General features: G+C 73.7%; 12 protein-coding genes. 4 read left to right on the plus strand and 8 right to left on the minus strand.

The features are described from left to right. Positions 1-37 precede the first annotated feature (37 nt). Together orn and FGE12_RS28770 are read right to left on the minus strand one after the other, a co-directional pair. Positions 38-586, minus strand: coding sequence for an oligoribonuclease (gene orn / locus FGE12_RS28765; RefSeq protein ID WP_153869850.1), 549 nt, complete (start codon positions 584-586; stop codon positions 38-40). A gap of 36 nt (positions 587-622) precedes the next feature. Further along, positions 623-1783, minus strand: coding sequence for an alanine--glyoxylate aminotransferase family protein (locus FGE12_RS28770; protein ID WP_153869886.1), 1161 nt, complete (start codon positions 1781-1783; stop codon positions 623-625). A gap of 269 nt (positions 1784-2052) precedes the next feature. Here FGE12_RS28770 and FGE12_RS28775 point away from each other — a divergent pair, with 269 nt between their 5' ends. Next, positions 2053-3015 (plus strand): MBL fold metallo-hydrolase, encoded by a 963-nt coding sequence (locus FGE12_RS28775; RefSeq protein ID WP_153869851.1) that lies wholly within the window; start codon positions 2053-2055, stop codon positions 3013-3015. Between the two features lie 9 nt (positions 3016-3024). On the opposite strand, the gene FGE12_RS28780 is transcribed toward FGE12_RS28775, so the two are convergent. Next, positions 3025-3468: a putative toxin-antitoxin system toxin component, PIN family gene (locus tag FGE12_RS28780; protein WP_153869852.1), complete on the minus strand. Its 444-nt coding sequence runs from the start codon at positions 3466-3468 to the stop codon at positions 3025-3027. Positions 3469-3481: 13 nt separating this feature from the next. Next, complete coding sequence (locus tag FGE12_RS28785; RefSeq protein ID WP_228531192.1) at positions 3482-3859, minus strand: hypothetical protein; 378 nt, start codon at positions 3857-3859, stop codon at positions 3482-3484. Between the two features lie 143 nt (positions 3860-4002). Between FGE12_RS28785 and FGE12_RS28790 the strand changes: the two genes are divergently transcribed. Beyond that, positions 4003-5694: an amidase gene (locus tag FGE12_RS28790; protein ID WP_153869854.1), complete on the plus strand. Its 1692-nt coding sequence runs from the start codon at positions 4003-4005 to the stop codon at positions 5692-5694. Positions 5695-5887: 193 nt separating this feature from the next. Then, a complete protein-coding gene (locus FGE12_RS28795) occupies positions 5888-7069 on the plus strand; it encodes a hypothetical protein (RefSeq protein ID WP_153869855.1) in 1182 nt (393 codons plus the stop codon). 627 nt (positions 7070-7696) lie between these two features. On the opposite strand, the gene FGE12_RS28800 is transcribed toward FGE12_RS28795, so the two are convergent. From FGE12_RS28800 to FGE12_RS28810, 3 genes are all read right to left on the minus strand, one after another. Then, positions 7697-8863, minus strand: coding sequence for a murein hydrolase activator EnvC (locus tag FGE12_RS28800; protein ID WP_153869856.1), 1167 nt, complete (start codon positions 8861-8863; stop codon positions 7697-7699). A 100-nt stretch (positions 8864-8963) separates the two neighbouring features. Further along, complete coding sequence (gene dnaJ / locus FGE12_RS28805; protein ID WP_153869857.1) at positions 8964-10091, minus strand: molecular chaperone DnaJ; 1128 nt, start codon at positions 10089-10091, stop codon at positions 8964-8966. Positions 10092-10194: 103 nt separating this feature from the next. Further along, on the minus strand, positions 10195-10635 hold the full coding sequence (locus FGE12_RS28810; protein ID WP_153869858.1) for a hypothetical protein: 441 nt from the start codon (positions 10633-10635) through the stop codon (positions 10195-10197). A gap of 154 nt (positions 10636-10789) precedes the next feature. Here FGE12_RS28810 and FGE12_RS28815 point away from each other — a divergent pair, with 154 nt between their 5' ends. After that, a complete protein-coding gene (locus tag FGE12_RS28815; RefSeq protein ID WP_370459193.1) occupies positions 10790-12559 on the plus strand; it encodes an ABC transporter ATP-binding protein in 1770 nt (589 codons plus the stop codon). 12 nt (positions 12560-12571) lie between these two features. Here the strand turns inward: FGE12_RS28815 and FGE12_RS28820 are convergent, their stop codons facing one another. Further along, positions 12572-13123, minus strand: coding sequence for a hypothetical protein (locus FGE12_RS28820; protein ID WP_153869860.1), 552 nt, complete (start codon positions 13121-13123; stop codon positions 12572-12574). Between the last annotated feature and the right edge of the window lie 222 nt (positions 13124-13345).

Consider the following 13345-nt stretch of genomic DNA (forward strand, 5'->3'; position numbering starts at 1 on the left):
ACCTACACGCTGCCACCCGGGCGCCCCGCGGCGCGGCTCAAGACCGCGGCTTGAAGAGGGTGTCGCGGTAGTGCGCGAGCTCGGCGAGCCCCGCGCGCAGGTCGCTCAGGGCGGTGTGGGCGGCGGGGGCCTTGCGCGGCTCGGGGGTGCCGGGGAACCACGCGCGCTGCAGCACCTTGAGGCTGGAGACGTCCAGCTGGCGGTAGTGCAGGTAGCGGTCCACCGCGGGCATGTGGCGCACGAGGAAGGCGCGGTCGGTGTGGATGGAGTTGCCGGTGAGGATGCCCTCGCCCGGCGCGCAGTGGCGCGCGAGCAGGGTGAGCACGTCGCGCTCGGCGTTGGCGAGCGACACGTCCGAGGCGCGCACGCGCTCGAGCAGGCCGTTCTCGGTGTGCATGCGCCGCACCACCGGCTCCATGCGCGCGAGCACCTCCTCGGGCTGCCACACCACGCGCTCCAGCTCCGCCACCGGCTGCAGGTCCCCGCCGGTGAGGATGACGCCCACCTCGATGATGGCGCAGCTGTTCGGGTCGAGCCCGGTCATCTCGAGGTCGAGCCACACGAGGCAGGGGGAGAGCGAGGGCATGGGAGGTCCGGGGAAGGCGGGGAGAGGGCCGGTGTATCAGCGCTGCGGCGCGGATGCGACGAGCGCGGCCTGCGCGGCGGCCACGCCCGCGCCGGGCGCTGCGCCCTTGTAGCCCACGCGCGCGAGCGCCCGCTCCACCGCGCCCACCGTGGCGAGCACGTCCGAGGCGTTCACCGCGTTCATGTGGCCCACGCGGAAGTAGCGCGTCTTGAGCTCCGGGTGCAGGCCGCCCGCGAGCACCACGCCCTCGGCGCGCGCCGCGGCCACCAGGCCCGCGTCCACCCCTTCCGGGTAGTAGAGCGCGCTGAGCGTGTTCGCCTGCAGCGGCTCGCGCGCGGGCAGGGCTTTCAACCCCAGCGCGCTCCAGCCGGCGCGGAAGGCGCGCGCCATGCGCACGTGACGCGCGAAGCGGGCCTCCATCCCCTCGGCGAGCAGCTGCCCGAGGCTCACGTCCAGCGCGCAGACGAGGTTCACCGCGGGGGTGGCGAAGTACGAGGCCTTGTTGCCCTCGTAGGCCTCCATGATGGGCAGCCACTCGGCCCAGTCCGCGTACACTGAGGCCACTGGCCGGCGCCGCGCACGCCACGCCGCCAGCGCGCGCGGGGACGCGGTGAGCAGCGCGAGCCCGGGCGGCACGCCCACCGCCTTCTGGCTCGCGGTGAAGTACACGTCCGCGCCCCACGCGTCCTGGTGGAAGGTCTCGCCCGCGGTGGCGCACACCCCGTCCACCACGCTCAGCACTCCGTGCGCGTGCGCGAGCCGCACCAGCGGCTCCACCGGCGCGAGCACGCCCGTGGAGGTGTCCACGTGCGTCACCGTCAGCACCTTGAAGCGGCCCGAGGCGAGCGCGCGCTCCACCTCGGACACGTCGGGCGCGTCGCCGGGCGCCGCGCGCACCTGCACCACCTCTGCGCCGTGGCGCTCGAGGATGCGCGCGAGCCGGTCGCTGAAGTAGCCCGTGTTCACCACCAGCGCGCGCTCGCCGGGCTCCACCAGGTTCGCCGCCGCCATCTCCATGGCCAGCGTGCCGCTGCCGGCCACCACGAAGGGCTGCGCGCTCGGGGCGAGGCAGACCTCGCGCAGCCGCGCGAGCGCCCGGCCGAAGATCTGGATGAACTCGGGCGCCACGTGGCTCAGCGTGCGCCGCGCGAGCGCGCGCATCACCTCCGGGTCGAACTCCACCGGACCGGGGATCATCAGCAGCTCTCGTTCCGACACGGGCAGGCCTCCTGGGCAGACGCAGGGATGGAGGAGGGCAATCTATGCCCTCGCCCCCCGGGGTCCACTGAAGTCCACGCCTGGGTGACGCGCAGCGTTGCTGGGCGGCACCGGGCGCACCGCCCTCCAGGCGCCCTCCCGGCTGCTCCCCCGGCGCGGGAGGGAGCTCGGGAGGCGGTCCGGGTTGGCCCGCTGTCCGCGAGTGCACACGTCAGGAGTCCACCCCGCTTCGTGAGCCTGGAGGCCCCATGCGCGTGCACCACCTCAACTGCATCTCGGAGTGCCCGCTCGGCGGCGCGCTGATGGACGGCCACAGCCACGGCCTGCGCGCGCGGCTCTCGGTGCACTGCCTTGCCCTGGAGACGCGCGAGGGCCTCGTGCTGGTGGACACGGGCTTCGGGCTGGGGGACGTGTACCACCCGAAGAAGCGCCTGAGCCGCGTGTTCCTCGCGATCAACGCGCCCGAGTTCCGCGAGGAGATGACGGCGCTGCGGCAGCTGGAGCGGCTCGGCTTTCGCGCGAGCGACGTGCGCCACATCGTGATGACGCACATGGACTTCGACCACGCGGGCGGTATCGAGGACTTCCCCTACGCCCGGGTGCACCTGCTCGAGCGTGAGCGCGCGGAGGCGCTGCGCCGCCGCACGCTGCTGGACCGCATGCGCTACCGCCCGCAGCAGTGGGCGCACACCCAGCGGCGCTGGACGACGTACAGCGCGGGCGAGGGGGACACCTGGTTCGGCTTCGACGCGGTGCGCGCGCTGGAGGGCGTGTCGCCGGACGTGGCGGACGAGCTCCTGATGGTGCCGCTCGTCGGCCACACGCTGGGCCACACGGGCGTCGCCGTGCGCAGCAGCGAGCGCGGCTGGCTGCTGCTCACCGGAGACGCCTACTTCTGGCACGACGAGCAGGACCCGCGGCGCCCGCGCTGCACGCCGGGGCTCGCCGCCTACCAGTGGGTGATGGACAAGGACCACCGCGCGCGGCGCTGGAACCAGCGGCGGCTGCGCGAGCTCACCGCGCGCCACGGCCACGAGGTGCGCGTGTTCTGCTCGCACGACCCCTACGAGTTCGAGGCCCTCTCGGGCCGGCCGCTCGGCACGCCGCTGGGCGCAGGGCCCCGGCGCGGCGCGCTGCCGCCGCGCGCGCCCGCCCCCGTGCGCATCCCGTACGTCCCGCGCGCGCCCGCCCCCGACGCACCGCACGCCTGAGCGCGGCGCTCAGGGCCCGAGGCGCGCTGCCGCCTCGGGCGGGCGCAGGATGAGGAAGGGCAGGCTCTTCCAACCGCGCAGCTGCAGCAGCTGCTTGTCCTTGCTCACCAGCCACCGGGCGCCCGCGCGCGCCGCGAGCTCGAGGAACTTCTGGTCGTCGCGGTCCGCGCAGCGCGGCAGCTCCCCACGTGCACCCTGCTCGGGGCCCATCGGCGGCGCCACGCGCACCAGCGCCCCGTAGCGCGCGAGGAGGGCCGCCTGGGCGGCGGCGTCCAATCCGAAGGAGGCGTAGCCCAGCACCTGGCGCAGCTCCTCGAGCGTGCGTGCGTCCGCCCACGCCTCGAGCGCTCCCTCCTGCAGGGCCGTGAGGAGCGGCCGGGCCTGCGCGTCGTCGAAGACGAGCAGGTCCAGCACGACGTTGGTGTCCAGCACCACGGCGAGCCGCTCGGGCATTGCGCGCGCGGGCCTACCAGCGGCGGTACGGCGGGGCGACCGGCTCGGGAGGGGCCGGCACGGGCTCCATCATGCCCAGCGCGAGCAGCCGCTCCACCGCGGCCTTCACCTCCTTCGCCGTGGTGCCGCAGCCCTCGAGGCTGCGGGCAGCCTCGGCGAGCGTGCGCTCTCCGTCGGCGAAGTCGGCGAGGAAGAGTCCGTCCTCGGCCTGCAGCCCCAGCGCGGCGCCCCAGCCGCTGCGGGCCGCGTCGAACTGGGCACGCCCGCTGCCCGAGCGCGCCTGCTGGATCATCTCTGCGTACGCGGCCGCGGCCTCGGCGCCGCGAGCGGAGAGGCGGAACTTCTGGGCCCTGCCGAAGCGCACGCGCTCCGGCTTGTCGTCGTCCTGCACACCACACCTCCCGCACGCCGTCGAAGCGTCCACCTGTGTCATGCGCAGAGGGCGCGAGCAAGGGGGGCCGCGCCGTGCGCCTTGTGCGCCTGCCCTGCGCGCTGCTCTAGTCGAGCGCCTCCCCACACCCCGGATGCCTGCGAATGAAGAAGCCGACCTCTCCCGGTGACGCCTCGCTCCCCTCGCTCAGCCGCCGCACGCTGCTGGGCGCCACCGCCGCTGCCGGCGCGCTCGCCGCGCTGGACGTGCGGGCCCAGACGCCGGCGCCGCAGCCTGCGGCTCCCGCAGCTCCGGCACCTGCGGCCGCCGCCGCGCGCTTCGAGCTCGAGGAGGTGACGGTCGCCGAGCTGCAGGCGCGCATGCAGGCGGGGCGCGAGAGCGCGCGCTCGCTCACCGAGAAGTACCTCGCGCGCATCCGGGCGCTGGACCGCACCGGCCCGCAGCCCCTGTGCTCGGTCATCGAGCTCAACCCGGACGCGCTCGCGCTCGCCGAGCAGCTGGACGCGGAGCGCAAGGCGGGCAAGGTGCGCGGGCCGCTGCACGGCATCCCCGTGCTCATCAAGGACAACATCGCCACGCTGGACAAGATGCAGACCACCGCGGGCTCGCTCGCGCTGGTGGACGCGAAGCCGCTGCGCGATGCGCACGTGGCCGAGCGCCTGCGCGCCGCCGGCGCCGTGCTGCTGGGCAAGACGAACCTGAGCGAGTGGGCGAACTTCCGCTCCACGCACTCCTCCAGCGGCTGGAGCGGACGCGGCGGGCAGTGCCGCAACCCGTATGCGCTGGACCGCACCCCGTCCGGCTCCAGCTCCGGCTCGGGCGCGGCCGCCGCCGCGAACTTCTGCGCCGTCGCCGTGGGCACCGAGACGGACGGCTCCATCGTCTCGCCCTCCGCCGCCAACTCGCTGGTGGGGCTCAAGCCCACCGTGGGCCTGGTGAGCCGCGCGGGCATCATCCCCATCTCGCACACGCAGGACACCGCGGGGCCCATGGCGCGCTGCGTGGCGGACGCCGCGGCGCTGCTCTCGGTGCTCGCGGGCGTGGACCCGCGCGACAAGGCCACCGCCGCGAGCGCGGGCAAGGCGCACCCGGACTACACGAAGTTCCTCGACCCCAAGGGGCTCGAGGGCGCGCGCATCGGCGTGCCGCGCGAGCGCTTCTTCGGCTACCACCCGGACACCGATGCGCGGGCGAACGAGGCGCTCGCGGTGATGAAGGCTCACGGGGCGGTCATCGTGGAGCTCAAAGAGCTGCCCAACGCCGCGAAGCTCGACGACGCCGAGTTCGAGGTGCTGCTCTTCGAGTTCAAGGCGGACCTCGAGGCCTACCTCGCCGAGCTGGGCCCGCAGTCGCCCGTGCGCACGCTCGCGGACCTCATCACCTTCAACGACAAGAACCGCGCGAAGGAGATGCCCTTCTTCGGGCAGGAGCTGTTCGAGCAGGCGCAGAAGAAGGGCCCGCTCAGCGACCCCAGGTACAAGAAGGCGCTCGAGACCTGCCGCCGCAACGCGCGCATGCTGGGCCTGGACGCGGTGCTGAAGAAGCACCGGCTGGATGCGCTCGTCACGCCCACCCAGGCGCCTCCGGGCCCCATCGACCTGGTGCTCGGCGACCACTGGCTGGGCAGCAGCTCCACGCCGGCCGCCGTCGCGGGCTACCCGAGCATCACCGTGCCTGCGGGCTACGTGCACGGGCTGCCGGTGGGTGTGTCCTTCTTCGGCGCCGCCTGGAGCGAGCCCACGCTGCTCAAGCTCGCCTATGCGTACGAGCAGGCCTCGCGTCTTCGCCGCGCGCCCACCTTCGCCGCGAGCGCGCAGCTGCAGCCGGGCGCGTAGCGGGCGCCCCGCGTGTCGTCGCGCCGACAGGTGCCCGGTTCACTGTCGGCTGCGCAGCGCGCGCGCCGTCCCCCACCCGACATCCCGCCCATCCTTCGGGCGGCCCGTGAATCGCCCGCACGAGCCTGCGTCGGGGCGAGTGCACACATGCCCTGGTCAGGGCCGGCGGGGCGTCTAGGGGAAGGGGATCGGCATGCGGATCGGAATCGCTGGGATGCTGGGGCTGCTCGCGCTGGGCAGCGGCTGCGCCTCCACGAAGGTGCTGCAGCGCGACGGATGCTGGGTGCGCGAGACGAAGCGCTTTCCCGGACAGCTGAAGGAGGAGGTGGGCCCCTGCGCCCGCCCCGCGCCCACCTGGAGCGAGGACCGGCTCACCCGGCTCGTGCAGGAGTGCGTGGCGCAGGACGACTACCGCTGGCAGTCGCGCGCGCTCGCCGCGTGGGGCCGCGGAGAGCCCGCGCCCGAGCGCGCCTCGGACAAGGAGGTGCTCGAGGCCTGCATGACCCAGGCGACGCTCGCGCTCAACGCCGAGAAGGACGCCGTGGCGCAGAAGCTCGCCGAGGCCCAGTCGCAGCTGTCCACGGTCTCGCAGCAGCGCGACGCGCTGCAGGCGCGGCTCGAGAGCGAGCACCAGACGGCCGAGGCCCGGCGCGAGCAGGAGCGCGTGGCCGCCGAGGCGCGGCTCGAGCAGGAGCGGCAGGCGGCCGAGGCGCGGCTGGAGAAGGAGCGCCAGGCGCAGGTCGCGCAGCTGGTGCAGGAACGCGAGTACCTGCGCGCGAGCGCCGACAAGGACCGCGAGGGCTCGGAGAAGGAGCGTGAGGCGCTGCGCGCGAGCGCCGAGCGCGACCGCGCCCAGCTGCTCGAGAACGGCAAGCTGCTCGCCACGCAGTTGGGCGAGAACGGCAAGGAGATGGCCAAGGCGCTCGGCGAGTCCGCGAAGCGCCCCGGCCCCACTGCCACCGCCACGGCGACCGCCACGAGCACCGGCACGGGCCGCTCGCTGACGGACAGCAACCTGCGCGGCAGCCTCAAGGGAGACCTGAAGTCCCCCGCGAGCACTGCGCCCTCGGGCCACACCGACGTGGTGCCCGTCTACCCGCCGGTGATGTACGCGCCTCCGGCGGGCGCGGCGCCCGTCGCTGCCGCTTCGCCCAAGGTGAAGCGCACCACCGTGGCAGCGGCAGCGCCCGCCTGCACGCCTCCGGCCGCGAAGCTCAAGGGCGCGCTCGCCGAGGCCTCCGGCAAGGGAGGCTCCGGCTCCGGCGAGTGCGCGCCCGAGCCGGTGAAGGCCGCGGCGCCGGCGGACCTGTCCACGCTCGTCACGCCGACCGCAGCGCCGGCGCCGGACGCGTCCACTCCGACGCCCGCTCCGTGACGCATCGCGGGGCTCGCGCTGCCGGTAGCGAGCGCGGGCCCGCTGCGGCCTGAGGGGGCGTCAAGACGGGAAGGGTGGCGGAGCGCTGAGGCCGCTCGCGGAGGGGCGTCGCCGGCTCCGCGGCGCTCAGGGGTGACACGCGGGTGTCCACGCCCTCGCGCCGTCCTGCTCACGCCTGGAATGAAGCTGCCTTCCACGTCCGCCCCGCGCCGCTCGGGCCTTCGCGTGGAGTGAAAGCTCTGCTCCACGCACGAAGCGCTCGCCCGCCGAGCCTCGCTTCACTCTGCGTGCGTGCCCCCTCGGGAGCCGAAGGCTGCGCGGCGCAAAAACGTAAAATAGGATTTTACGTTTTTGCATCGCGCGCCCGTCCGCGCCCGGGAGGGGCGTCTCCTTTCGGGACGGGAGTCCACGCGTCGTGGACGGCTTCACCCACCCGGAGAAGCCCCGTCCCCTCCCGGCCTCTCCTGCTCGAGGCCGTGCCCCTCGCGCCACTCTCTCGCACCCGTTCGGCGGCGACATCCCGAAGCTTGCGGATGCGCACGAGGACTGCCGCGCCGTTGCGAGGACACGCGGCAATCGACAGCGGCATTGCAGCAGTCCGAGCGCGAGGCCTGTGCGTCGCGCGACTCAGCGCGCCGCGCTCTCCACGTACTCGCCGCTGTCCACCGCGGTGAGCACGGGGGGAGCGGCGACGGCGCCCTGCACGCGGCGCACGTCGCCGAAGCGCGCGGGCAGGCCCTCCACGGCCTCGCTGCCGAAGCTCGCCGCGGGGCCATCGCGCAGCTCGTAGTGCACGTGGGGGATGTACGCATCGCCGCTCATCCCCACGCGGCCCACGGGCTGCCCCGCCTTCACGCGCTCGCCCACCTTCACGCGCACGCTGCCCTGCTGCAGGTGCGCGAGCAGGCTGAACTCGCCGTGCCCGTGGTCGATGACCACCACGTTGCCCGCGTTGTCCCAGGGGTGCGCCTTGAGCTGCTCGAGGTCCGGGTTGTAGGGCGGCCCGCCCACGCGGTTGTCCGGCCGGTCGCCGGACGCGTACACCACCGTGCCCGCGCCGGGCGCGTACAGCGGCGCGCCCCAGCCGAGCCAGTCCTCGTTCGCGCGCCCCTCGCCGCGGAAGATGCGCCCGGCCGCGTCCGCCGCGCACAGGTCCAGCGCGTAGCGGCCGCTGTTGGTGGTGACGCCGAGCACGCCCAGCACCGGGTGGCCGAGGTCGCGGCGCCGGTGGTGCGCGAGGTAGTCGTGGCCCGAGTGCACGAACATCCGCCCGCGCAGCGGCAGCTGCAGGCGGGTGGCCTGGGCGAAGAGGCGCGGGTGCACGGTGAGCTCCGCCGTCACCTCGTGCTCCTCGCCCGCGTCCGCGAGCGTGAAGCGGTAGTGCAGCGCCGAGAGCGCGAGCCGCGGCGGCAGGGTGTGGAAGGGGTTGAAGAGGAAGACGCGGCCCTTCGCGGGCAGCTCCTTCACCGCAGCCACCGCGAGGCTGGGGCTGAAGCCGTTGGACTCGAGGCGCCGGCTCCAGCGCACGGCGCCCCCGGCGTCCCGCACGTCCATCTCCACCTTCACCACGTGCAGGGGCACGGGGGCGCGGCCCTGCAGCGCGACGTCGAAGTTGAGGTGCTGCGTGCCGTCCGAGCCCTGCTCCACCCAGGGCCGCTCGGGCACCGCGGACGCCTGCACCATCCCGGGCGTGAGCGAGACGGCGGCCGGCGTGCTGCCTGCGTCCGGAGCAGGCCCAGCGGACGGTGGAGCGCTCAGGAGCAGCGCGAGGGCGAGAGCAGCAGGCAGCGGCATGGCGGGCTCCACGAAAGGGAAGAGGGGACGCGGGCCCTCTCCTGACTGGAGCCGGCCTGCCGTCCCCTCCCCTACGCGCGCGCCGCGCGGGCCATTGCCGCTAGCCGAACAGCTCGCGCACCTTGTCGAAGAAGGTCTTGGAGTGCGGGTGCGTGTCCTCGCCGGACAGCTCGGCGAACTTCTCGAGCAGCTCGCGCTGCTTGCCGGTGAGCTCGGTGGGGGTCTCCACCACCACGCGCACGTGCTGGTCGCCGCGCTGCTGGCTGTGCAGGTGCGGGATGCCCTTGCCCTTGAGGCGGAACACCTTGCCCGTCTGGGTGCCGGCCGGCACGGTCATCTTCACCTTGCCGTCCAGGGTGGGCACGTCGATCTTCGCGCCCAGCGCCGCCTGCGCGAAGGAGACGGGCACCTCGCAGAACACCTCGTACTCCTCGCGCTGGAAGAGCGGGTGCTCGCGCACGATGACCGTCACGTAGAGGTCTCCCGGGGGGCCGCCGCGCTCGCCCGGCTCCCCCTGCCCGGAGAGGCGCACGCGGGTGCCGTTGTCCACGCCGGCGGGGATCTGCACCTCGAGCACCTCCTCGCCCGCCACCTTGCCCGCCCCGCGGCACACCTTGCAGGGGTCGGCCACCATGCTGCCCGTGCCGTGGCAGTCCGTGCAGGGCCGGCTCACCGCGAAGAAGCCCTGGGTGAAGCGCAGCTCGCCCGAGCCGCCGCAGGTGCTGCAGGTCTTGGGGGCCGCCTGGCTCTTGCTGCCGGTGCCCTTGCAGGTCTCGCAGCTCTTGGGCCGCGGGATGGGGACCTTGGGACGGCAGCCGAAGGCCGCCTCCTCGAAGGAGATCTCCAGGTTGTAGCGCAGGTCCGCGCCGCGGTTGGTCGCCCGGCGGCCGCCGCCGCGCTGCTGACCGAAGATCTCTCCGAAGATGTCCCCGAAGATGTCGTTGATGTTGACGCCGTGGAAGCCGCCGGCGCCGCCCATGTCACCGAAGGGGTTGCCCGCGTGGCCGAAGCGGTCGTACTTCGCGCGGCGGTCCGGGTCGCTCAGGACCTCGTACGCCTCGCTCGCCTCCTTGAACTTCTCCTCGGCCTCTGGATTCCCCGGGTTGCGGTCCGGGTGGTACTGCAGCGCCACCTTGCGGAAGGCGCTCTTGAGCTCCTGGGCTGCACAGGTCCGCTGGACGCCCAGCACCTCGTAGTAGTCGCGCTTCTGTCCTGCCGCTGCTGGCATTCCCTCAAACCCCTGGATTCTCTCAGCTTTTTCGCTGGTTATAGGCCTGGGTCACTATAACGCAGGGAAATCGCGGGGCAATCCAGAGGGTGCAGCCCGCCTGCTAGACCGTCCAGACGCGGTTGGGGGTCAGCTCCATGCGGGCGAGCCGGCGCTTGAGCACCGGGTCCACCGCGCCGCTGGAGGCCCACTTGGGGACCACGAAGTGCAGCTCGGCGTTGTAGAGCTTCGCGGCGCTGGACAGGAGGCTCCAGCGGTTCTCGGCCGCCGGGTCCTCCACCATCTCCGGGGTGACGATCTCCAGGATGATGGGGGTGCGGGCGGTGTCCGACTGGCGGCAGGTGAAGTCGGGGCGGTGGTCCTCGATGGTGCCGGAGAGCACGGGCGGAGGCATGAAGCCCGGGAGGCGCGCCTTGATGTCCGTGTAGCCGACGGTGCGGAAGTACTCCGCCATCAGCCACAGCAAGCGGCGCCGCTCCTCGTCCTCGACGACGGGCTCGCAGCCTGCGCTGAAGAGTGCCTCTTTTTCGTTGTTGGTCTCCATGGCACCTGAAAAGTGAGTGCAGGAGCTGGGCCGGACAATGAACGTCGCCTGGAACGAGGTGGGCGGTTCGAGGGGCAGCCAGGTGAGCTCCCGCGACTGTCCACCCGCACGGAGGGCGCCTTGCACTGCTCGATGTGAGAAAGTGCGCGCCGCCGTGGCCCCCCGTCCCCGCCCCTCCCCCCAGGTCTACCGCCGGCTCCTGCGCCACGTGTGGCCCTACCGCCGGCTCCTGCTCGGCGGCACGCTCGCCGCGCTCGCCGTGGCGGCCGCCGCCAGCGCCTACGCCTACCTGGTGGGCCCCCTGCTCAAGGCGGTGCTCACGGATCAGCCGGTGAGCGTGGCGGGGATGCACATGCAGGGGCGCGCGCTGCTGCGCGTGCTGCCGCTGCTGCTGGTGGGCGTGGCGGCGGTGAAGGCGCTCGCGCAGTTCCTGCAGGGGGGCCTCATGCAGCGGCTCGGCCAGCGGGTGATGGCGGACCTGCGCGAGGACCTCTACCAGCGCCTGCTCGCGCAGCCCCCCGCCTTCTTCGAGCAGCGCCACTCCGGCGAGCTGCTGCACCGCTTCACCGGCGACGTGCCCCTGGTGGAGTTCGCCGTCACCCAGGCGCTCGGCTCGTACCTGAAGGACGGCCTCCAGGTCCTCTCGCTGCTCGTCACCTGCCTGGTCATTGACGCGAAGCTGTTCCTGCTCACCTTCATCGTGGTGCCCTTCACGGTGCTGCCCATCACCCGCTTCGCGAAGTCGCTGAAGAAGGTGGCGCACCGCTCGCAGTCGAGCCTCGGCCACCTCACCCGCCTCACCGCCGAGCAACTGCAGAACCTCACCGTGGTGCAGGCCTACGGGGGCCAGGCGCGCGCGCTCGCCGCCTACGACGCCGAGAGCGAGCACTACCTGCGCGCGATGCGCCGCTCGCTCTTCATCCGCGGCATCACCAGCCCCACGCTCGAGGTGCTGGGGGTGGGCGGCGTGGCGCTCGCCATCAGCTACGGCACGCGCGCCGTCGCGCACGACCCCGAGCTCGCCGGGCGCCTGCTCTCCTTCCTCGCCGCGGTGCTGCTGCTCTACGGGCCGGTGAAGGCGCTGAGCGCCACCGCGAACCACGTGCTCTCGGGCCTGGTCGCCGCCGAGCGCCTCTTCTCGCTCGTGGACGCCGAGAGCCCTCCGGACGTGGGCGCCGAGGCCGCGCCGCTCACCGGCGCCCTCGAGGTGCAGGACCTGGAGGTGACGTACGGGGACGGGCGCCGCGCGCTCGCGGGCGTGAGCTTCCGGGTGCCCGCCGGCGCGCGCGTGGCCCTGGTGGGCGCGAGCGGCGCGGGCAAGAGCACCCTCTTCAGCGTGCTGCTGGGCTTCGTGCACCCCTCGGGCGGCCGCGTGCTGTGGGACGGGGAGCCGCTGTCGGGCTTGCGCGTGGGCAGCGTGCGCGCACAGGCCGCGTGGGTGCCGCAGGAGCCCGTGCTCTTCAGCGGCACCGTGCGCCACAACCTGCTCTTCGCCAGGCCCCACGCCACGGACGCCGAGCTGTGGGAGGCGCTGCGGCTCGCGCACGCGGAGGACTTCGTGCGCGAGCTTCCCCAGGGACTCGAGGAGCCGGTGGGCGAGCGCGGCGCGCGGCTCTCGGGTGGGCAGCGCCAGCGCCTCGCGCTCGCGCGCGCCTTCCTCTGCCGCCCGAGCCTGCTGCTGCTGGACGAGCCCACGAGCGCGCTGGATGCCGCGAGCGAGGCCGCGGTGGGCGCGGGCCTGCAGGCGCTGATGCGCGGGCGCACCGTGCTCGTCATCGCGCACCGGCTCTCCACCGTGCGCGATGCGGACCTCATCGTGGTGCTGGATGGGGGCCGCGTGGTCGAGGCGGGCACCCACGCGGAGCTGGTGGCCCGCCGCGGCCGCTACGCGCAGCTGCTGGGTGAAGGGGCAGTGGCTGCGTGAGCGCGTCGGGGATTACTCGGCCCGGCTCAGCTGCCCGCCCATCGCCCACACCAGCGCGACGACGAAGGCGACCGCGAAGAGCAGGAAGATGACGAGGTACACGAGCCCCTCGCGCGGGTAGTACGAGGTGCTGCTGGCCCCGCGCGGCACGCGCGCCTGGGCCTGGGTCAGCTCCGAGCGCAGGTTGAGCAGCAGCGCGTCCGTGCCGGAGTACGGCGCGAGCGCACGCACCGCGATGGCGAGCCGGTCCGGAAGAACGCGCGGGTCGGCGACCGCATGCGGCACCGCGCCTGGCCGCCACTCCGAGCGTCCCGTGCGCACGCCCTCGCCCCGGTCCCAGAGGAAGGCCTCGCCGAGCACGTGCAGCTCCTGGTGCTGCGGTCGGCCCGCGGCATCCAGCTGCGAGCGCAGCAGCACGCCGTCCTCCGGCGCGTGGTGCACCCAGCCGCCCCCTGCGTCCGCGGGCGTGGTGCGCACGAGCAGCTGCACCGCGGCGTCGATCTGCTCGGCAGTGGGGCGCTCCAGCTCGGTGGGGGGCGCGGTCGGGGCGTGGGTCGGGCTCATGGACCGACGTTCTAGTACGTCCGGGCCGGCCGCACGTGTGGTCACGTCTGCCAGGAGCAGGGACAGCAGGTGCTGGCATGCCTCTGCTTCGGTGTCGAAGCGCTGGAGCCCGGTCTCCTGCCCGCGCTCGCTGTAGAAGACGGACCAGCGACCATCGGCCTCGCGACGCAGCACCGAGGCTTCGTCGGGGTGGCCGCCTTCGAGGCTGTAGGCGTCGGGGCG

This window comes from Aggregicoccus sp. 17bor-14 (assembly GCF_009659535.1).
In the GTDB taxonomy this organism is placed as follows: domain Bacteria; phylum Myxococcota; class Myxococcia; order Myxococcales; family Myxococcaceae; genus Aggregicoccus.

Excerpts from the sequence above, each read along its gene's own strand:
- orn (WP_153869850.1), bottom strand. The coding sequence starts at position 586 with ATGCCCTCGCTCTCCCCCTGCCTCGTGTGGCTCGACCTCGAGATGACC.
- FGE12_RS28770 (WP_153869886.1), bottom strand. The coding sequence starts at position 1,783 with ATGATCCCCGGTCCGGTGGAGTTCGACCCGGAGGTGATGCGCGCGCTC.
- FGE12_RS28775 (WP_153869851.1), top strand. The coding sequence starts at position 2,053 with ATGCGCGTGCACCACCTCAACTGCATCTCGGAGTGCCCGCTCGGCGGC.
- FGE12_RS28780 (WP_153869852.1), bottom strand. The coding sequence starts at position 3,468 with ATGCCCGAGCGGCTCGCCGTGGTGCTGGACACCAACGTCGTGCTGGAC.
- FGE12_RS28790 (WP_153869854.1), top strand. The coding sequence starts at position 4,003 with ATGAAGAAGCCGACCTCTCCCGGTGACGCCTCGCTCCCCTCGCTCAGC.
- FGE12_RS28795 (WP_153869855.1), top strand. The coding sequence starts at position 5,888 with ATGCGGATCGGAATCGCTGGGATGCTGGGGCTGCTCGCGCTGGGCAGC.
- FGE12_RS28800 (WP_153869856.1), bottom strand. The coding sequence starts at position 8,863 with ATGCCGCTGCCTGCTGCTCTCGCCCTCGCGCTGCTCCTGAGCGCTCCA.
- dnaJ (WP_153869857.1), bottom strand. The coding sequence starts at position 10,091 with ATGCCAGCAGCGGCAGGACAGAAGCGCGACTACTACGAGGTGCTGGGC.
- FGE12_RS28810 (WP_153869858.1), bottom strand. The coding sequence starts at position 10,635 with ATGGAGACCAACAACGAAAAAGAGGCACTCTTCAGCGCAGGCTGCGAG.
- FGE12_RS28820 (WP_153869860.1), bottom strand. The coding sequence starts at position 13,123 with ATGAGCCCGACCCACGCCCCGACCGCGCCCCCCACCGAGCTGGAGCGC.